This is a genomic window from Pseudomonas lini (genome assembly GCF_964063345.1).
Lineage (GTDB): Bacteria > Pseudomonadota > Gammaproteobacteria > Pseudomonadales > Pseudomonadaceae > Aquipseudomonas > Aquipseudomonas lini_B.
In genome coordinates this window covers 5,825,771-5,844,743 of sequence record NZ_OZ061318.1, presented here as the reverse complement: position 1 = coordinate 5,844,743, position 18,973 = coordinate 5,825,771, and the positions used below count along the sequence as shown (strand labels likewise).

The 18,973-nt window shown below is 55.3% G+C and carries 16 protein-coding genes and 1 tRNA gene; 8 read left to right on the top strand and 9 right to left on the bottom strand.

The window, feature by feature from the left end:
- Positions 1-68: 68 nt before the first annotated feature.
- Genes AB3226_RS26705 through AB3226_RS26690 form a run of 4 tightly spaced genes read left to right on the top strand, consistent with a single transcriptional unit; the run spans position 69 to position 4,268 of the window.
- Entirely contained in the window at positions 69-1,025 is a 957-nt protein-coding gene (locus tag AB3226_RS26705; protein WP_315866005.1) for a TIGR03756 family integrating conjugative element protein, read from the top strand.
- Positions 1,022-2,404 (top strand): integrating conjugative element protein, encoded by a 1,383-nt coding sequence (locus AB3226_RS26700; protein WP_315866006.1) that lies wholly within the window; start codon positions 1,022-1,024, stop codon positions 2,402-2,404. Before AB3226_RS26705 ends, AB3226_RS26700 begins: the two co-directional genes overlap by 4 nt.
- A gap of 3 nt (positions 2,405-2,407) precedes the next feature.
- Positions 2,408-2,716, top strand: coding sequence for a hypothetical protein (locus AB3226_RS26695; protein ID WP_281111760.1), 309 nt, complete (start codon positions 2,408-2,410; stop codon positions 2,714-2,716).
- Positions 2,717-2,726: 10 nt separating this feature from the next.
- On the top strand, positions 2,727-4,268 hold the full coding sequence (locus tag AB3226_RS26690; protein WP_315866007.1) for a conjugal transfer protein TraG N-terminal domain-containing protein: 1,542 nt from the start codon (positions 2,727-2,729) through the stop codon (positions 4,266-4,268).
- Here the strand turns inward: AB3226_RS26690 and AB3226_RS26685 are convergent.
- On the bottom strand, positions 4,257-4,655 hold the full coding sequence (locus AB3226_RS26685; RefSeq protein WP_124324815.1) for a DUF3742 family protein: 399 nt from the start codon (positions 4,653-4,655) through the stop codon (positions 4,257-4,259). The genes AB3226_RS26690 and AB3226_RS26685 overlap by 12 nt on opposite strands.
- A 452-nt stretch (positions 4,656-5,107) precedes the next feature.
- Between AB3226_RS26685 and AB3226_RS26680 the strand changes: the two genes are divergently transcribed.
- Together AB3226_RS26680 and AB3226_RS26675 are read left to right on the top strand one after the other, a co-directional pair.
- Positions 5,108-5,437 carry a hypothetical protein gene (locus tag AB3226_RS26680; protein WP_315866008.1) on the top strand — a complete coding sequence of 110 codons (330 nt, stop codon included), beginning with the start codon at positions 5,108-5,110 and terminating at the stop codon, positions 5,435-5,437.
- A 130-nt stretch (positions 5,438-5,567) separates the two neighbouring features.
- Complete coding sequence (locus AB3226_RS26675; protein WP_315866009.1) at positions 5,568-6,530, top strand: zincin-like metallopeptidase domain-containing protein; 963 nt, start codon at positions 5,568-5,570, stop codon at positions 6,528-6,530.
- A gap of 134 nt (positions 6,531-6,664) precedes the next feature.
- Here AB3226_RS26675 and AB3226_RS26670 read toward each other — a convergent pair whose 3' ends face one another.
- Positions 6,665-6,859, bottom strand: coding sequence for a hypothetical protein (locus AB3226_RS26670; protein WP_025214500.1), 195 nt, complete (start codon positions 6,857-6,859; stop codon positions 6,665-6,667).
- Positions 6,860-7,090: 231 nt separating this feature from the next.
- Between AB3226_RS26670 and mobH the strand changes: the two genes are divergently transcribed.
- Positions 7,091-8,848, top strand: a complete 1,758-nt coding sequence (mobH, locus tag AB3226_RS26665; RefSeq protein WP_315866133.1) for a MobH family relaxase — start codon at positions 7,091-7,093, stop codon at positions 8,846-8,848.
- Positions 8,849-9,312: 464 nt separating this feature from the next.
- Entirely contained in the window at positions 9,313-11,058 is a 1,746-nt protein-coding gene (locus AB3226_RS26660) for a hypothetical protein (RefSeq protein ID WP_315866010.1), read from the top strand.
- 473 nt (positions 11,059-11,531) lie between these two features.
- On the opposite strand, the gene AB3226_RS26655 is transcribed toward AB3226_RS26660, so the two are convergent.
- The 7 genes from AB3226_RS26655 to pgsA form a co-directional block, all read right to left on the bottom strand.
- Positions 11,532-12,011, bottom strand: a complete 480-nt coding sequence (locus AB3226_RS26655; protein WP_315866011.1) for a Mov34/MPN/PAD-1 family protein — start codon at positions 12,009-12,011, stop codon at positions 11,532-11,534.
- Positions 11,999-13,630: a ThiF family adenylyltransferase gene (locus AB3226_RS26650; protein WP_315866012.1), complete on the bottom strand. Its 1,632-nt coding sequence runs from the start codon at positions 13,628-13,630 to the stop codon at positions 11,999-12,001. Before AB3226_RS26650 ends, AB3226_RS26655 begins: the two co-directional genes overlap by 13 nt.
- 6 nt (positions 13,631-13,636) lie before the next feature.
- On the bottom strand, positions 13,637-14,815 hold the full coding sequence (locus AB3226_RS26645; protein WP_315866013.1) for a CBASS cGAMP synthase: 1,179 nt from the start codon (positions 14,813-14,815) through the stop codon (positions 13,637-13,639).
- Positions 14,816-15,327: 512 nt separating this feature from the next.
- On the bottom strand, positions 15,328-15,978 hold the full coding sequence (locus AB3226_RS26640; RefSeq protein ID WP_315866014.1) for a hypothetical protein: 651 nt from the start codon (positions 15,976-15,978) through the stop codon (positions 15,328-15,330).
- 230 nt (positions 15,979-16,208) lie between these two features.
- Positions 16,209-18,050 carry an integrase arm-type DNA-binding domain-containing protein gene (locus AB3226_RS26635; protein ID WP_315866015.1) on the bottom strand — a complete coding sequence of 614 codons (1,842 nt, stop codon included), beginning with the start codon at positions 18,048-18,050 and terminating at the stop codon, positions 16,209-16,211.
- Positions 18,051-18,272: 222 nt separating this feature from the next.
- Positions 18,273-18,348 (bottom strand) — tRNA-Gly (locus AB3226_RS26630).
- Between the two features lie 62 nt (positions 18,349-18,410).
- On the bottom strand, positions 18,411-18,971 hold the full coding sequence (gene pgsA, locus AB3226_RS26625) for a CDP-diacylglycerol--glycerol-3-phosphate 3-phosphatidyltransferase (RefSeq protein ID WP_052964322.1): 561 nt from the start codon (positions 18,969-18,971) through the stop codon (positions 18,411-18,413).
- Positions 18,972-18,973 lie beyond the last annotated feature (2 nt).

The following is an 18,973-nucleotide window of genomic DNA, read 5'->3' as shown; positions in this document are numbered from 1 at the left end:
GGCTTTCTCACTGACACCCCTCTTTCGATCATTGAACCTGTCCAGGCCATACACCCAGAGCCTGGATCATGTCTGCTGCCTGCCCGCATATTTCGCCCCAGAAGTTACATCCTTTGGTGCTGAGCATTCTGCTGGCATCCGGGTCAAGCGTGGCGCTGGATACCGGCAGCATTACCGCCTCCGTACTTTCTCCAGACTGCCTCGAGTACAAAGTCGTCGGCATCTGCTTCTGGTTACTCTGTACCCCCTTCGGCTGCACGGTTAAAACCTCGACCAAGGTTCGTCATTTCATTCCTGAACTGGTGGTCTCGAGCTATGCCACCACCGGTGCCAATCCTTGGACCGAGATGGCCGCACTCTCCTCTCCCATCAGCGGTGCGGAAGGTGGCGGTAACCTGATCACGCCGAACACCCAACGCGATAACCTGCCTCGTTTCAAAAATGTTGATGGCATCGGCCACCCCGGTGGCTGGGCCACCACGCAACTTGCCTCGCAATCCGGCTACGCCTGCGCCAGCGGCGCCACTGCGTTCATGCCCTACTACTTGAGCACTTTGGACTCACTGGCCTGGCGTCATGGCATCCCTGAAAGCCTTTATCCCGAGTCGCTCTTACCGGGAGTCCGTGAGATCGGTCGTCAGCTCGCGGGCAACATGTGGGGCAACGTCTATCCCCGGCAAGGATTTCTGGTACAACCCGACGACTTCAAAGCCGCTGCGGTGATGGCGCAGCGGGCAGGTGATTTCATTACTCGCAACTGGCAGCCGCATGTGTACTTACCGCTCACACCCGCGCCACGCGACGGTTACTGGCCTCCCGGCCCGATAATTGAAAACGATGCTTCGACTCACAAATGGCAGTTGCTCTACCCTCAGGTTCAACCCACATGTGCCATTTTCCCCAGCAATTCGGTGCAGAGCGCGGATGGCGGCTACGCCTGGTCGCTGTGGCGCCCCTATAGCTGCTGTAAGCGTGAGGGACAGACCTTCCTGTTTAGCATCGACTTCGAAGGCGGTGCTTCATGAGTGGGCTTTTTGCAGGACCATGGTTGGGCCCGAGGAGTTTGTTGCTCTGCGGACTGCTCGCCGTGGCCACGCATGCCCACACCGCCGAGGACGATTACCGTCTAGGCACTCAAGGCGAAGTGCTCGACGACAGGGTGATGTACACCATCGGTGGTGGCTCGGCAACGGGCTCGCCGAGCTCGCTCTATCGTCCCAACGGGCTCGGTGTCGGCGGATCCTGGCAAGCGAACATGATGTGCGGAAACATGAGCCTCACCAACACCCTGCAAAACCAACTAAACGGCGTCACCGAAGGCTTCCAGCAGATCATGGGCAGCATTGTGCAGAACGCGACCCAGGCGGTGATGTCGCTGCCGGCGTTGATCATCCAGCGCGCTAACCCCGGGCTTTATGAGCTGTTGAGTAACGGGGTGATGCAAGGGCGCATCGACTTCGACCGTTCCAAGCTGACCTGCCAGGCCATGGCCGAGAAGATGGCGGATAAGGTCGGTCAAGCCGGCTGGGGCGCATTGGCCAAGAACCAGGAGATGCAGGGCAACCTCGAACAAACCGGCGGTGATGCGGTGGCCGCGGTCAAAAAAACCGAGGCCCGTAACGGCAATAATGGAGTGTCTTGGGTCGGCGGGCAGAAGGCTGGAGGTAGCGGACAACCCCCCATCCGGGCAACCTCCGATGTGGTGCGCGCGGGCTACAACCTGCTGCATAACCGGTCGGTGGATGACAGCGCCTCGATCAGTAGCAGTGATTGCCTGGACGGCGCTATTTGCCAGGCATGGACCTCACCCCGAGAGGAATCCGAATGGGCTGTTCGAGTGTTGGGCGAGACCGAAGTCGCAACCTGCGACACCTGCGAAACTCTGCGGGCTACCGCTGGCAGCGGACTGACGCCGCTGATCCAGGAGGCCTACGGTGAACATCTCAAGACCCTGCAAGGATTGCTGTCCGGATCTCTGCCGCCGAACCCTGACAATCTGGGCAAAGCCTCCAGCCCGATGCTGCCGGTGACCCGTGGTGTGATCGAAGCCCTGCGCGACGATCCTGATCAGGAGCTCCTGGCGCGGCGCCTGGCCAGTGAGACGGCCCTGTCCAGCGTACTCGACAAAGCGCTCCTGCTATTACGCACGCTGCTGGCAGGCAGCCACGAACCTAACATCGCTTCCGCCGAACCGGCCCAAACGGCCTTGACGAAAAACATCGACACGCTGGAGCGTGAAATACGCCTACTGCAGACTGAGCTGCAGGTCCGACAAATGTTGGCTACCAATACCGCCAGCCTTGCACTCGATCGACATGCCGGAGGTGCTGATGCGTCGCGTACCGTCGAGCAAGGCGACCCTGAACCCGGCCGACTCAACGACGCTGACGCCAGGCGCAAGTGAGCCATGAAACGCTCACTGCTATTCACTTTGCTTTCAAGTCTCTGGGTTGCAGCAGTGATGATCCTGACCGCCGCACTGGTCGCCTGGATCGGCCGCACTGCGCTGGGCAGTTTCGAGGTCTGGCAGCAAACTTTGGAATCGATACGGCCTTATCTGCGGTTGTGGCGCGCCCTGCTCTACGGCGTCCTCTTTGCACTCTGGTGCGACCTGCTGAGGCGCTACCGACATCGACCACAGGACCGACTGCGCGTGAACCGCGCCGGGACATTCGGGCTCTTGCTCTTTACCTGCGTCGAGCTCACTCGATTGTGAGGTCACCACCATGCTCATGAGCACCAACAGCTACCTGGAGTTTTACCTCTCCCTGCTGGCATGGATCATCAACAACGGTATCTGGAACGTCCTGTCCGATACTGGCCTGTTCGCCGCCCCCTTTGGTGCAATCATCTTGCAAGAATGGTTGTCAGCCCGTCAGCAAGGCGCGGATGAAGGCAACAAAGGATTGCTCTCGGTACCTCGAATCGAGAACCGGCTTTGGCTGGCCTACATTGTCGTATTGTTCGGCTGCGCGCCGGTCTTTCCGCTAAACCTCGCTTCAATGGCGTTCGACGATGCAGCGAGCCAACGCTGCGGTGTCAGCGTGGCCAAGCCAGCGGAAACCGCCTGGGGTACCACTTTCAACACCATCGGAGAACGCTCTGCCAACGTGCCAATCTGGTGGTTTCTGGTGCACGCCTTGAGTAAAGGAGTGACCGCAGCGGCCACCGCCTCCATTCCCTGCGCACCGGACATCCGACAGATGCGCATGGAGATCGACAGTTCTCGCATTGATAACCAAGTGTTGCTACAGGAAGTCGCCGATTTTACTCGCGACTGCTACGGCTATTCCCGCTCTCGGCTGTTCACCAATCGCCCGCAGTTGGACAAGGCACAAAGTCATGATGCGTCCTGGGTCGGCTCAAGCTATTTTCTCGACACTCCGGGCTACTACGACACCGATCGCTCACGGACACCGCGTGTCAGCTGGCCCTATGATGAAACCCGCGATGTTTCATTGCCACGGCTGGAGAATGGCGCAGGCTACCCCACTTGCAAACAGTGGTGGAGTGATAGCGGTATCGGGTTGCGAGCGCGCTTGATCGAGCAAGTCGATCCTTCGCTGCTGACCCAGCTGAAAGGCTGGTTGACTGGCCGCTCAAGCAACGAGATCGAGGATGCCACCCTGCGCGAACTGGTCAGCCCACGCCAACAATCGATGTCCATGTCGCCCGGACAGGTGTACCAGGACTATGGCTCCCGTGCTCGCGGTGGGTCGATCAATCAGGGGCTCAATAACCTGGCCACCAACACTGGGCTGGCCCTTGGCTCGTTCAGCAACTTCCCGGCAATGAATGCACTACGCGCGGCCCTGCCGATGGTGCAGGCTTTCCTGATCATGGGCGTCATCATCAGCCTGCCACTGATCCTTCTGGTCAGTACCTACCAGCTAAAGACCGTCATGACGGTGACGTTCGCGCTGTTCACGCTGCACATGCTGACCTTCTGGTGGGAGTTGGCCCGTTGGGTCGACTCCAGCATGCTCGATACCTTGTACAACCAAGTGTCGGCGTCCAATCAGGTGCTGTTGTCGCTGCCCACATCCGGCTTTATGGACGGAACCGTCACGGCGCAGGTGATTGAGTATGTGATGGGGGCGATGTTCATCGTACTGCCGATGTTGTTCCTTGGAGCCATGAGCTGGACGGGATATGCAGTAGGAAATGGGATTCAAGGCATGTTGGCCAATGGCAGCAAAGCCGCAAGTGATTCAGCAAGCAAAGGTACAGATCAAATAATCGGGGCTGCTAAGCGCTCAGTTAGATGACTTGCTATCGCCGATGTAGTGCCCGTTGTCGTCGAAGTCACCGATGTAGAGGTCGGCACCGAGATAGTCTGGGCCTGTTTCCGCCTCTTTAAGATCCCCATCAATGGCAGCCTTGGACAACAGGAGACCAATCACAGCGATCATCGTTACGACAGAAGCTACCAACCAGAAACCGATAAAGAGCAACCCAAGGATGAGTGCCAGCTTCGTAACCAGAAAGCTCCCACGAACCAATAGCCCACCCAGAGGCATACCTGTCGCCACCGCACGTTTAGCCATACGAGATTCAAATCCTTTCAACCTACGATAAACACGTTTTACCGACATACCGCATGCATATGCCCAGCGGTGTGCGCGGGAGATTTGAACTGGCTGCTGAGCCGGCATGATTGGGCCCTCTTCTGAGCGTGTTCCTGTGGAAATTGAGACTACAGCCTACTACTGAAAATCGCCCATGCTTAACCGTTTATCAGCTTGCTCGGTCAAAAAACTCTTCACTGGAAGACAGAAGACGCAACTCGTGCACCAGCGCCTCTATGGCCGTTGACCCATCCATATCATCCAGCTACATAGAGGGTACGGATCGCTGTTATCGACAGCACCTTCCCAGGTAGCCAGAGCCTTCAAAGCTACGTCACTCCGGTGATGGTTCCCCCCAAGTGCGATTAGCGTTCGGTGGCTCGCACGATCACGTTTCACGGGTGATGAACGCCTACTGCTCTCCCGAGCTTCTTTCGAGCTCGGCTCGTCCCAAACCCTCTTGTTTTTCTTCAACCCACTGCGGGGAAATTCTTTCCCCTATGGGACAGGTTTCTTCGCGCTATCAACGGAGGCACACCATGTCCGACTCACTCACAAGCAAAGCACTGAACACTCTGCGCTTGCCCGTTGTGTTCACTCCAGACGCGTGGCAACACGCAGTATTGCTCGATGGTTCAAGTCATCCTGAAAAGCTGCAGCTCGATAGGCTGAGCAACGTCGTACGCGCAGCCTTCAAAGCTCACCTGGCCGATCCAAACACACCCTACGTGGTGTTCGAGGTAGCCAAGTTCGGCTCAGTGAGTGATGCAGAACATGAACCACTGCTGCGACTGAGCCTCAGCCTGCTTCAGGCATCAGACCAACCTAACGCCTTACTGATAGCGCTTGCGGAAGAGCAGCAACGCTAAACGCAAACGGCCATACCCGGCCACTGATCCAACTCAGGCTATACGCAGTCCTGCATCAATCCAATCAACACCCACCGGGGAACCCTCCCCGACGGGCAAGGCGTTCCTGCGGTTTTTCGAGGGAAATGCCATGCGCAATATCTACCAAGACGTGACAGACAAGATCGTTACCGCGTTAGACCAAGGCGTAGCGCCCTGGATCAAACCCTGGTCCTCAAATGGCTCAACTGACTTCGCTCATCACCAGCCCTATCCCATCAACGCCATCACGCAGCGTCCCTATTCGGGCATCAATTTACCGTTGCTTTGGGCCGAGGCCAGGTTGCAGGGGTTCACTCAAGATCGCTGGCTGACCTTCAATCAAGCCAAAAAAGCCGGCGGGCACATCCGTAAGGGTGAGCACAGCACTTTGGCAGCGCTCTACAAACCGATGGAGCGCGAGGAACAAACCGAAGCAGGCCAACCCGTACTCGATGAAAACGGTCAGCCAAAAGTCGCTCACTTTGGCATTCTCAGGACGCATTTTCTGTTCAACATCGAGCAAACGGAAGGGCTCGAAACGCTTAACGAAACCGTGCTCGAGACGGAACCGAGCGATCCCGTCTTCCCCAACGCTGCTGCGGAAAGTTTGTTGCTAAGTTCGGGCGCAAATATCATTCATCGATTTGCCGACGAAGCCTTTTACCACCCGATCAGGGATCTCATCCAACTGCCGACAAAATCGCAATTCCACGATCAAGGTGGATACTACGCCACCGCACTTCACGAGCTGACGCACTGGACCGGACACCACTCTCGGTTGCAGCGCGAAGGCGTGACCTCACCTTGCCCATTCGGCTCGCCAGATTATGCATTTGAAGAGCTGATCGCCGAAATGGGTGCCGCTTTTTTATGTGCCTACGCCGGTATACAGGGAGAGCTTCGGCACGAGGGCTATATCGACTCCTGGCTCGGCCTGCTCAAGTCTGACAACCGCGCGATTTTCCGCGCCAGTGGCCAGGCCCGATGCGCCTCGGAGTATGTGCTCGACCTGGAGCAGCAACAGAAGCAGACGGTAATGGATAATTCGCGATGCATGAACGATGGAGCTTGATCGTTACCTCACTGCTGCAATCGCTTCACAGGGTCCAACACGAGTTGGACCCTTTTTCTATGCCCAGAAAAATCCCCACACTGCGGAGCTCTGACGCAAAGAACATGAGGTAATCCCGTAACCGCAGTACACCGTTACGTATCCAGATTCTCAGCCAGGTAATCCACCAGCTCGAGTGGACTTCGGCTGTCGATCACCTTGTAGATCAGATCGCGTTTGCTGCGCGGCAGCTTCTTGACCACGCTCTTCGCCGAGGCCCTAACAGCTTCGTCTGTCCCATGGATACGTGCCGCGAGCAGCAGCACGAGCGTGGCGTCAGTGAGATTCATGACAAGACCCAATAAAATTCGCACCGCAGTGTACCGACACTTTCCTTTTTCGTACCAGCATGCACATCCAATAAAACGGCACCAGGACAAATCAATATTCCGATTGCCGCACAAAGGGACACACGGCAAAAGGACGGGTAAGGGTTGGAAGGGAATGGGGGAGTCAAGGGTAAGAGCCCTATCCGAAAAGGCTAAAAGGTCACTGACTTGCCAGTTCCCGGGAGGACCATGATGCTCAGTCTGTTTCGGCAAAAAAGGCAAAAGCCTCCTCCGCCACCCACCGGAAACGTCGCAGATGGGTACCTGTCCATCGAATCGTCCCAGGGCTTGTTAGCAGCCGAGCATCGCCGCCAGTTGCTTGATCGCATTTGGCAGTACACCGCCCTCTCCCATCCGCAATTCAGCCAGCTCTATTTAAATCCGATCCATCGCTACGCCGAGCTGGTCCAGCAGCTTCCAGCTAGCGAGACGCACCACCATGCTTATCTTGGCGGCATGCTCGACCATGGGTTGGAGCTGGTCGCTTGTAGTTTGAAATTGCGTCAGTCGTATCTGCTTCCCACCGGCGCCGCACCTGAAGACCAAGCCGCCCAGACCGATGCCTGGTCAGCTGGCATTGCCTATGGAGCATTGCTCCATGACATCGGTAAGATCGCCGTGGACCTGCTGGTCGAACGCCAGGATGGCCGCGTCTGGCATCCTTGGCAGGGTTCCCTGGATCAGCCGTATCGTTTCCGCTATCTCAAGGGGCGCGACTACCACTTGCACGGCGCGGCCGCAGGCTTGCTCTACAACCAGATTCTCGACCGGCCAATCCTCGATTGGCTCAGTGGATTTCCGCCACTGTGGGCCAATCTGCTGTATGTCCTGGCGGGTCAGTACGAACGTGCCGGCGTGCTGGGCGAATTGGTGATTCAGGCCGACCGCGTTTCCACCGCGCAGAACATCGGTGGCAATCCAAGTAAGGCGCTACAAGCGCCGACTCATTCGCTGCAACATCACTTGATCAGTGGATTGCGTCATCTGGTTCAGCACGAGCTGAAACTCAACCAGCCAGGTGCCGCCGGATGGCTGACTCAAGACGCACTCTGGCTGGTCAGCAAGACGGTTACGGACAAGCTGCGAGCCTATCTGCTGTCGCAATCGATTGAGGGCATTCCCTCTTCCAACCTCGCGGTGTTCGACGAGCTGCAATCGCATGGATTGGTTGAGTCCACTCCGGAAGGAAAAGCCATCTGGACCGCGCTTGTGGCACAGGGAAATTGGCAGCAGAGTTTCACCTTTCTGCGCCTTCAACCGGCACTGATTTGGGGGAACGAAGACCGGCCCGAGGCTTTCAGTGGAACGGTGAGCATTGCGGCTCATGAACACTCAGCTGACTCCCCGATACTAACGCTAACGCCCGAGACAGCCAGTGCAAAATCAGGTCAAAGTCAATCGCAGCCGGATACCTTGACGGTAGAGGATGCCGATTACCTTGGCACGCTGCTGGACATGTTCGAGCGGGATGAGCCTGAGGCCAGTGACACACTGTCAGAAAGCGCTGTCCAAGCTTCAACGCTTCAATCGGATAATCCAGGCCAGACATTCCTGAATTGGGTCAAGGAAGGCATTCTGAGCCATAAGCTGATCATCAATGACAGCAAGGCCAAAATCCACACGGTGGGTGGCAGCGTATTTCTGGTGACGCCTGGTCTCTTCCAACGCTATGCGCAGGAGTTTCCAGGCGTTTCGCAGGGTTCAGATCAGGAGGTTGAGGAATGGCGCTGGGTACAGAAGCAGTTTGAGAAACTAAAGATCCACAAAAAGCGTGACGACGGTTTAAATATCTGGGTCTGTCAGGTGGAAGGTCCCCGGAAGAAAGCAAAACTCAAAGGCTATTTGCTAGAAAAACCAGCACTATTGTTCGAAGCCGGGCCTGTGCCTGTCGGCAATCCTTTTCTGAAAATCGAAAGACATCAGATTCCCATAGCATCCCCACTGGACTGAGTCGACCTCCGTAGGGAAAAACCAACTCCACTTTGGAGCAAAATGGCGTATTCCCGGTCTGCAAAGTGTTGAAAATCGGACAGCAAGGGGCCCGGGCATCAGAGATTCAGATCAGATTAGGTCGGTAGAAACTGGATGCAATCATGGAAGCACTAGGAGAATGAACTTGCTATCTGGTGTTGCCCCGTCGCACTACTTGGAAGTCCTGCTCTACAACGAGCCGAGCGAGCAGTTTGGTCACAGTCATGCCGACTCTTCCGTTACGTAATGACTGGATTCAGCAGGAGGCGGCCAAGAGCGAGTTGGTGTGTACCAATGAGCAATACGACCTACTGCGAACTCGTAGGCCTACCTCATGGGAGGGCGATTATCAACGCCGCTATCAAGCTGTGGAATGTGTGGTGAGGTGCTTCGCCAATCATCTGTAGAAAGGTCAGCGCAATCAACAAACTGGAGAAGTTCTAATGGCAGGGCAAGTCATCTACCTTTTCATGTGGGGATATCAAGTTAGCTACAGAATTCACATTCGCTCGCTGGCTCGAAATGTTTTGAAGGAGCTGGGCGCACCGGCGGAGGCAGAAGTGCTTCTCGTCGGCGCTCGTAGCCCTGAAAGCAAAAACCCTAACCCGGTGTGTGTCGAGCCCGAAGATGGGAAATGGCCGCTTACTCTATTTGATGGCTTGCTCGATTCGGTCGAGTCGACTTATCGCGATCACAATCTGCAGACCATCTTTTACAGCGACGAGCCGAGCATGCGCGACAAGCCGGAATGGATCCGTCGCGACTCCGTACGCACATCGGTTGGCGAAGCACTCAAGGCCTTCGATTCCGCGCATGACGTGACATCGTTCTGCGGTGAGGTTAGGCGCATCGGTGATTACTACGTCACTCCGATCGTGCAGATTCCCAATGCAACCTTCAAGCAGTTCCCCCCGCTGCCTAACAAGCCGATTGAAAATCGGCAGCAGGGATATGGATTTCGCAGCTTGATACACGCGGCAGTGTACGCAGTTCTTCGGGAAGCAACTGAAGAGTTACACAACCCAGATCCCGGGCGTTTTACTCATCGCAGCATGAGAGATGCCGAGGAAGTCGTGCGTATGGCAGCAAAGGACTTTCTGCATACGCCGGGACTTTCGATCGAGCGGCGGTATTTTCATACCGATCTCTTCGATTCCTTGAACCTCATTTCCTCCCTCATGTACGAAGGTGCAAAAGGTGTCGGTCATCTCATCCTCGTCGACCCCAACAACGAAAGCGTCGAGTTCCTCGCTCAATTCTCTGCACCAGTTTCTTTTCGTGAGCCTCGATGGGTTCGAAAAGTTTTGCAGATGGCTACGCTAGGGGTTGGAATTATCGCGGACAGCCGCCACATCTATGGACTTGGGCAATTGAAGGGTTCGCATGACTACAGCGCACAAGATGCATTTACGGTTGCGTTCATCGATCACTATCTATGGGAGCTGCGCTACAGAGACCAAGTACTACTTCGCAGTCACTATGCGGTCCCAACACTTCCTCAGGAGCCTTTCGACAAGGCGGCCTTCCTCGCAAATTATGCTCGACTCTTTCCTTTGTCATCGCCAGAAGATGCACAGCACTTGTGGAATTTACTGATCGCGCAGATTAGTCAAGAGCGCGGCAGCATGATCGTCGTCGGGGAAGACGCTGCCAGCGAAGCACACCGTCTCAGCAAACAAGGGACCAGTATCGTGCCCACCCGCCTTACTGAAGCGCTTCTCAGGAGTTTCAGCGGCATTGATGGAACGATTTTGCTCGATCCCTCGGGGGTCTGCCACGCTATCGGAATTATTCTCGATGGTGAGGCCACAGAACAATGTACTCCCTCAAGGGGCTCACGATACAACTCAGGCGTGCGCTATGTACTGGCGCAGACTAATCGAAGGCTTGCAATTGTTGTGTCAGATGATCGTACTACCGACATCATTCCGCAGATCAGACGATTGGTCAGCCGTAAGCTAATCGAAGACCATGTTGCGGGATTGGAAGCAGCGACGCTAGACAACTACCACGACCATCGTAACTGGCTAAACAATCATCGTTTTTATGTCAATCCCGAGCAGTGCGCTCGACTTAACAAAACGATCGAGAGACTGGATGCGCTTCCGAAGGAAGTAGGCCTGATCTACCTTGGAACGGAAAAATTTGAGGCGCATCCTGACATGGAAGAGAGCTATCTCACTGACTGAATGCTGAGCTTCAGTGGCAACGCCAGCGCGACCAGATCAGTATGGCCTTACGAAATAATCACCTACTTAGGCGATCTGCATGATACTCACTGCTCGGCAGCATTACGTACCCTAGGTCAATCTATGTGTGTGGAGCTACTCAAACGGAAACCTGAGACTCTACGACAAACACAAGGACAAACAATTCTCCGTGGTTCCTGTGAATGTGCTTCTTGGAAGAATTAAGCGTCCCGCCAAGGTGCCTTGCTGATCCCAAACCTTATACTGGTCACTATGCGGACGAAACTCACTTCAAGCCGATTTCGAGCGCGTCAATGCCTGTATCGCGGGTAGCCGACGCGACATGAGGTAAGCAGAGATGTAAGCTGCACTACCCACAGACGTGGATATTCCACGAGTACACTGCCTCTCGAGTATGCAGCACCACTACAAACATGGACTCATCAGACGATCGGGTCGCCTCAGGTACACAGTTACTGACCATTGAAGGGGTACAAACGGTGCCTCACTCCATCCGACTGCATGTACTCCACACGTAAGTCCTGCCGCCCAACAATCGCCGCCAACATGGGCCTCCCATCTCGCCGAACAGCCGCAAGCTTCCGCCACTCGCTGAGATCTAAGCCAGATGGCGTCGGATGGTCTTCAGGGTGCGTGTGCCACTCCCCGACATACCTTACCAGCCCGTTGCTATCTCGCCACCGGCGTTCGGCGATACCTTGATGACCATCAAGCAAGCGCTCGAAAAAGTACTTCAGCCGACGATCCTTTGGCATGGGTATCGTGGCCTCTAATATCTCCAGATGGATACCACGAACATGACCAAGAAGGATGCCGCCCGCCTCTGCGTCATTCTCGCCTTGGATGTATCGCTCGAATACTTCGATCACCTGCGGAGCGAAATACACAACCCCTTCACTGAGCGGATCTGTCCACGTGTTTATGAACCGCATGCGGGACATCCGGGTCGGGGTAAGATAGTGACATCCCCTGTAGCAGGATCACGCGTACGGCTGATGACTCGAGTGGATAAGGAGCCCCACAACGTTGCTCCTACCCAAGCCAAAGCAGCATCCAGACCTAATGCTGCTGCCTGAACAGACACCGATGCAGGGTAAGCCACGTACTGTCCCTCACAGCCTCCTCCAGCGAGGACCGGACGCACACCACCGACTACTGAAAGAAATCGCTGCTCGATTTCGTAATCGCATAAGCAGCGGTAACATCCCTCAGACCGATGCTGCTTGAGAAGCGCCCGTACTGCCTCACCAGCACCTTCAATCCAGACATGAAGGAGCGGAGTCTGCCACTCGCCATTCGACAGACTACCATTCGCTTGTTGACCAGCTAGCCAGTTCCCGAGCCCCTGCTCACCGGTCGCATCAATGATCAGGTCAAATCCTGTAAGGTTGACCGAAAAGGCGTCCTCGGGAAGCGCTATGAGATTTGCTGAGGGCATACCGATCTTCAGTTCTGCGATTAAACCTTGTGCCTTGTTCAGTTCTAACCGATTGGCGCCGAGTCGGTGACGTCCAATATTCCCAGGAGCAAGCTTCTGATTGTCGATCAGTTGCAACTCACCTCCGCCCGTGCCGGCACCTGCCTTAACCAGCAAGTCCGCAAGGTAGCCACCAATAGTTCCGCAGCCAACCATCGCTATCCTCTTGCCTGCAAGAGTTGTCTGGCCGGGAATGTTGCGTCCTACAATATATCGATCGTCCATCCTGACCACCTGCATCAACTCAATAGGCGCTTCAAAGATCGGAGTGCCCTGATCCACCTTGGATGTGCGTTTGTACTTCTGAAGGTCCGTCACGAGGAACCCGTACTGCATCGTAGGCGCGTCAATCACAACGACGACGCCTTGCTTTCCAGCACGGTAGGTCTTGACGATTCGAGCCAGGATCTTTCGGCGACATGGAGGATCCAGTTTCGACTGCCAGTCTAGAAGCTCACCGACAGTCTTTGGCGGCCAGGCACCAATTAAAGGCCGAGGAGGAACCTTCGTCGTAATTTTCGCTGTAAGGCCAAGGAACACTTCGACGCGACCTGCTCGGTGAGCAAATTTTGACTCCGCGCGTGCCAGATCATCGGTGAAAACGAGCCCCTCCCTTTTACCCAGGCTCAATGCAGAAACCTCGCCAGATTCAGGCCTCTCGATATCGGTGTAGCAGTAGTCACCACGCCAGAACGCGAAGAACTCCTCCTCCAGATCATCCACCCGCTCCTTGGCCATGATCTGGTCAAGAACGACTGCCGCACGCTTCAGGGCAGCGATCGTTTGGCTGATCGGCCTGTATATGTCGAACACGACTGTCCCCTCCGCCACATAGCAAAGAATGCCATCCGGCCCAACATGCGGCGCAAAGGGAAGCAGGAGCTCTGGAAACGGTTGTCGGAGAATGATCGTCGGGAATGAACGAAACTCACGATCAATTAATACGTCGCACAGCACCAAACCAAACCGCGTTTCTAGCGAGCCCTCCACTGCCAGGTAGCCCGAAATGCTTTGGGATTCCTTGCGTCGAAATCCCAAAGGTTTAATGGATTGAAGAAGCAGAGGGATTACCATTGGCCATCAACCCGACTTCGAACGCTCCAGTATTTCCAGCTCGCCTGGCTCCGGTTCGACAGCCGCCATCGCGGCGGGTAGCGCGGCTACTGGCTTGTCATCAATCAGATCCGGCCGGTTCGGAAAGCGATCACCCAACATATCTCGCATCCAGCCACAAGCTGACACCTTTGCCTCGGAGCTTGCGTTGATCGCAGCCCCAAGGTAACTCTCGAACATTTCAAACTTCTTCACCGTGTCTTGGAGTTCATCCTGAGACAGCCCGGCAGTAAGGTAAACTTCAGAGTCAATCGGGCTCAAAACACCGTCTCGCAGGGCCTTTGGGATACCCTTCACTACGTTAAGCAGCGCCTCGTCATCACGCTTATTCTCAAATTCGAAGAGTGGGCAGGCGGCCGCCATCAGCAGAATCGAACTAGGTCCTTTCTCATCCCAATGTTGATCACGAAATCCCTTGATGTAACGAATCACCCGACGCAACTGTTCTCCCTTGTCCTGGACCTCCAATTCGAACCACTCTTTCATTGCCAGAGGGTCGGACTTGATCCAGCCACGGTCACACGCGAGCAAAATCTTGTCAGACGGGAGCTTCTTCCAGCTCTGTGTGGTGGCGGCGGCATTGATACCGTCCATGACTGGAATGCCACGCGCTTCCATACCGGCTTTCAAGAGCATGTACTGCACATCAGGAATCGCATAGAGCGGCAGGTCGATATGTGCGTAAGTCGAAATCACCACCCGCATACAGTTGGGTTTACGCTCCAGCGACCAACCGTTGTCATTGCACAATGGCTTCAACACCTCGTGCACCGCATCGAAGAAATCATCAATCGCTAGGTGAGGCTTCTCCTCCTCCTTCATGATGCTCAGCGGTAAATAAACCCCGTCGTCAACGTCAGACTGTTGCGGCGGAGTCTGGCACGGGCGATTCAGCGTTTTGTACGCCCAGGAACCTTGGATATAGAACTTCGGTTCACATGTGTCACCTTCGTAACCTTGGTCCCGCAGAGCTTGGGGTAGGCCATCACGTAGGGCTTGGCGAATGTCCTTCCGCGCCGCGTCTATCTTCTGCTTCTCGTCGGTCGTGAGATCCAAAGACTTCAGATACGTCGGGTGATCAGCGACCGCTCCGTCGCCATTGGGAAGGTCTTTGGTGGTGTAAAGCAAGGGGCTCAGGTTGGGCATGAAACATCTCCAGTCGATGGCTAGTGAGCACCGTGCCTGTCTTCATGCTAACCCTCGCGGTGGGAACCCTCCCCAACAACCAACCTCTTCCGTGCTGCCACAAATCGGCAATAGATTCGTAGCCAAATAGCGCGCAACTGTAGCGAAGCGGACACAAGCTGGATCCAATACTGACAGACACCTACATATTGTGCAATACATGGACGAATACAGATAGAAGACACTACATATTGTGCTATCGCTACTCAACAGCTGGACTAGCAGTGGCAGGGACCCTGGACCCACTGCGGTGGCGACAACACCCTAGCCAGGAAGCTTCAGGCGATGTATCAAAGGCGCCCGGGAATCTCCCCACACTTCGCGAATAGAATCTGCCCTGCTTAGAAGGAAGCTCCAGCAGAACTCGCTTCTTCTTGGAAATTGGCTCAAATAGTGGCAGGAAGGGAGGGATACCACATTTTATGATCGGCCCAACCTGAGCTAGCCAGCGAATGGCCGAGGCAGCAAGTGAATTACTTCAATCGCTCAAAGAAAATCATACCCGCTGTGTTTAAGCCCTTGTTCCAGTTCCGATTCGTCCAATACTCCCCATCAAGAGTTACCCCACCATCACCGTCATGAACCTCCAATCGCGCCGAACCGAGATGGCAGCCGCTATCCGTTACTTCCGGATTTCGGGTGACGTTAAGGTATGAATAGTTGAGTTCAATGGTTCCGTGCTCTGGATCGCGCCGTACCCCCACAATCGTGGTGCTCGACTTTGAGTATTTATCATCAGACTGAAACTTCATCCGTATGCCGAACAAGCGGGATGTAATGGTGACCTTGCCTTGCTTTTCAAAAAGCGCGTCGCCAGTTGGTTGGCCCGATAGCTGCCTGACCACGTTCCAGTTCGACCGGATGGTTACCAGCCAGTCTCCATCAATAGGTGGGAAAAAATTCCGAAGAAAGGGCAGCTTGCAGATCCAGGGGAACATAGGTGTCTGACCCACGCCAAGCAGGACAATCGTTGAAACGCCTACCGCCACCTTGGCTACTGACCAAAAAGCTGAAAAGCCACTGAACACTTCAGGCAGGCGCCAGAAGCTCAGCCCCCCGAAAACGATGAAACACAATAGAGCGAAGTAACCAAGACACTTTTGAATACCAAGCACCTGATACATGAAAACACCTCTACGACTAGCCAGCAGTCACAGTACACCGTTATGCATAACTGGCGCACACTCCACGGGAGTCATGGGGCTTTTTTGTACGGCAGCGACCTTCCGGTCGGGAAGGCCGCAAGCGTCCTGCTAAGTGACAGCGTCCGAACGCTCATGGCCGGTTCTGGTTTTGACTGCGTTGCTATATACAAGCACAGTCCTATCCGTTGTCACCGCTCGAAGACAGCACCTCAGCTTGGGCCCAGGGCGCTGCAAACTATTCGTGCAGTCACGTCGAAATTCTCCAGTGTGAGCACATCGATTGGCGAACGCCCCTTCAATCGCTCATGAGGCTCACAGACCGTACGATAAAGTCTCCAAGCATCGACATCCGGAAATCGCGCTAACGCAGCAAGTACCAACTTGTGCCGCAGTGGATCAAGCTGCCAATCGGGAAGGCGCTGACCTCGATTCCCCAGGCTAAGGGACAGCAGGCGCCGAGCCTTGATATCGCGGTTGATCTGATCTCGGGATTTGCCTGCCAACTTGGCGAAGACAAGCAGCGGCAGATTACTCGAAGCTTCATAGGTGGCGAGCATCTCGGCGCGCTGACGTTGTATGTCTGATACTTGGGGTTCGCGCAGCTGTTCAGTCTGCGCTGGAGCAGGTAGGACAGGTGAATACTGAGCCGCGTTAAGGACCGGTTCGTTGCTGACGGACATTTTGGAGGCTGGAACCGTCGTCGCTGGGAAACCCCCGCTGTACAGAACGGCGTTTGCGTTCGCGCTTTCCAACGAAGGTAACGAAGCTGCACCTTCTAAACGAATAGTAAGCGGAGAGCTAGCCGCTTTCAGCTGGCCTTGCCCCCAAAGATCCAGACGGTTCGCCCAATCCTGCATCATGGTCCGGCGCTGCTCCACGTATTCCGCGTGATTGTAGGCCGCACTCACCTTGTCCGGATCGGCATGAGAAAGCTGAGCATCCACCCAAACCTTCGGGTATCCGATCTCGTTCAACGCCGTCGAGATCGTCGCCCTCATCCCATGCCCGGTGAGTTGATCGGCGTACCCCATCCGACGCAACGCGCCATTCAGCGTGTTCTCGCTGATGCGTTTGCTCAGGTTGCTTCGATGCGCAAACAAGTAGCGCTGCGCGGGAACAACCTGGTCCAGCAAGTGACGCACAATCTCCAGCGCCTGAACCGATAGCGGGACAATGTAGGGCGGTACATTTTGAATCTGCTTACCTGGCTTGCGCATCGCTAGCTGGAGTTGTTTCACCAGTTCCGCCGGTATGACCCACAAGCGCTTCTCCAGATCGAACTGGTCGGGTGTTGCCAACCGCAATTCGCCCGTCCGGACACCGGTCAGCAACAACAACCGAAGGCCAAGCCGAGTTTGATTGGCGCCACCGTAGTTTCGAAGAGCAGCCATCAATGCCGGAAGCTCGTCCATTCGGAGAAATGGATTGTGCGTAACAGGCGGCTTGGGGAGTGCGACCACATCAAGGTCTGAAGCCGGGTTATGTTCCAGCCCCTCGATTTTCACCAGCGCATAGCGGAACAATTGGTTGAACCAGGTCCGGCATTTTTCGGCTGTCGTTAAGGCCTTGCGCTGCTCGATCCTGCTCAGTAAATCCAGCAGATCGTGACGATTGATATCATAAATGGACCTCCCACCCAGTACGGGCAGGACGTCTTTATTGAAGATTCTCAAGATCTGCGAGAGCGTGCTCTGGCGCCCTTCCTTCAGGCTTAGCCTTCGGAACTCCACCCACTGATTGAACACCGCCTCGAAGGTGTGCTCCTTCGCAGCATGAACAGCAAGTCGCTGTTGTTTACGATGCTCGTAGGGGTTGATGCCCTGGGCAACCAAGGTACGGGCTTCATCACGACGGGTACGGGCTTCTTTAAGCCCAATTTGGGGGTAACTACCGAGGGACATGCGCTTCTGCTTGCCTGCCCAGTAGTAGCGGAAGAGCCAGACTTTTCCGCCTCTGGCCGTCACATTGAGTGTGAGACCATCACTGTCACCGAGGGTGTAGTCGTTACCAGTGATTCGGGCATGCCGAACTGTCATTTCTGAGAGTGCCATCGCGAGCTCCTGAACAGAGTCAGGGCCAGATGCTCATCTCGCTACACAATCTGCTCCAGCATTTAACCGATTCAGTGCTTGTCAGAATCCTGGACTCAATTCTGGACTTAAACGCACCGGATAGTGCTGGATTTCAGTGGTGCCCGCTGGAACGAAAAAAGGGCCTAAAGGCCCTGATTTCAATCGCTTACAGAATTCACTGGAACTCTGTAGCGCAATATTTGGAGCGGGAAACGAGACTCGAACTCGCGACCCCGACCTTGGCAAGGTCGTGCTCTACCAACTGAGCTATTCCCGCGTCTTGGTGATGCGCATTCTATAGAATCCACATCCCCCGTCAACCCCTTGATTCAAAAAAGTTTATTTCTTTTCTACGTCCGTCTTCAGATGCGGCCAGGCAGCCCGCAAGTATTGGACCATGGACCACAACGTCAGGCCAGCAGACACCAGCAGCAAGGCGTAACCCATCAGGACCCAGAAAGTGAAGTCCGAAGGGTTGGCCAGCAGGATCACCAGCGCCAGCATTTGCGCGGCGGTTTTCCATTTGCCCAGGTTTGACACCGCTACATGGGCGCGGGCACCGAGTTCGGCCATCCACTCGCGCAGTGCCGAGACGACAATTTCGCGACCGATGATAACGGCGGCCGGCAGCGTGAGCCACAGGTTGCCATGCTCTTGCACCAGCAGAACCAGCGCAACGGCGACCATCAGCTTGTCCGCAACAGGATCGAGGAAGGCCCCGAACGGTGTGCTTTGTTCCAGACGACGGGCCAGATATCCGTCGAGCCAGTCGGTCGCGGCGGCAAATGCGAAGACCGAGGCGGACGCCAAATAGCTCCAGTGGTAAGGCAAGTAAAACAGCAAAATGAAGATCGGGATGAGCAGGACGCGTAGAACGGTAATCAGATTAGGGATATTCATCG

Coding starts and splice junctions, on each gene's coding strand:
- AB3226_RS26700 (WP_315866006.1), top strand. CDS start 1,022: ATGAGTGGGCTTTTTGCAGGACCATGGTTGGGCCCGAGGAGTTTGTTG.
- AB3226_RS26685 (WP_124324815.1), bottom strand. CDS start 4,655: ATGCCGGCTCAGCAGCCAGTTCAAATCTCCCGCGCACACCGCTGGGCA.
- AB3226_RS26635 (WP_315866015.1), bottom strand. CDS start 18,050: ATGGCACTCTCAGAAATGACAGTTCGGCATGCCCGAATCACTGGTAAC.
- AB3226_RS26670 (WP_025214500.1), bottom strand. CDS start 6,859: ATGAATCTCACTGACGCCACGCTCGTGCTGCTGCTCGCGGCACGTATC.
- AB3226_RS26660 (WP_315866010.1), top strand. CDS start 9,313: ATGGCAGGGCAAGTCATCTACCTTTTCATGTGGGGATATCAAGTTAGC.
- pgsA (WP_052964322.1), bottom strand. CDS start 18,971: ATGAATATCCCTAATCTGATTACCGTTCTACGCGTCCTGCTCATCCCG.
- AB3226_RS26705 (WP_315866005.1), top strand. CDS start 69: ATGTCTGCTGCCTGCCCGCATATTTCGCCCCAGAAGTTACATCCTTTG.
- AB3226_RS26645 (WP_315866013.1), bottom strand. CDS start 14,815: ATGCCCAACCTGAGCCCCTTGCTTTACACCACCAAAGACCTTCCCAAT.
- AB3226_RS26655 (WP_315866011.1), bottom strand. CDS start 12,011: ATGCGGTTCATAAACACGTGGACAGATCCGCTCAGTGAAGGGGTTGTG.
- AB3226_RS26690 (WP_315866007.1), top strand. CDS start 2,727: ATGCTCATGAGCACCAACAGCTACCTGGAGTTTTACCTCTCCCTGCTG.
- mobH (WP_315866133.1), top strand. CDS start 7,091: ATGCTCAGTCTGTTTCGGCAAAAAAGGCAAAAGCCTCCTCCGCCACCC.
- AB3226_RS26695 (WP_281111760.1), top strand. CDS start 2,408: ATGAAACGCTCACTGCTATTCACTTTGCTTTCAAGTCTCTGGGTTGCA.
- AB3226_RS26640 (WP_315866014.1), bottom strand. CDS start 15,978: ATGTATCAGGTGCTTGGTATTCAAAAGTGTCTTGGTTACTTCGCTCTA.
- AB3226_RS26680 (WP_315866008.1), top strand. CDS start 5,108: ATGTCCGACTCACTCACAAGCAAAGCACTGAACACTCTGCGCTTGCCC.
- AB3226_RS26650 (WP_315866012.1), bottom strand. CDS start 13,630: ATGGTAATCCCTCTGCTTCTTCAATCCATTAAACCTTTGGGATTTCGA.
- AB3226_RS26675 (WP_315866009.1), top strand. CDS start 5,568: ATGCGCAATATCTACCAAGACGTGACAGACAAGATCGTTACCGCGTTA.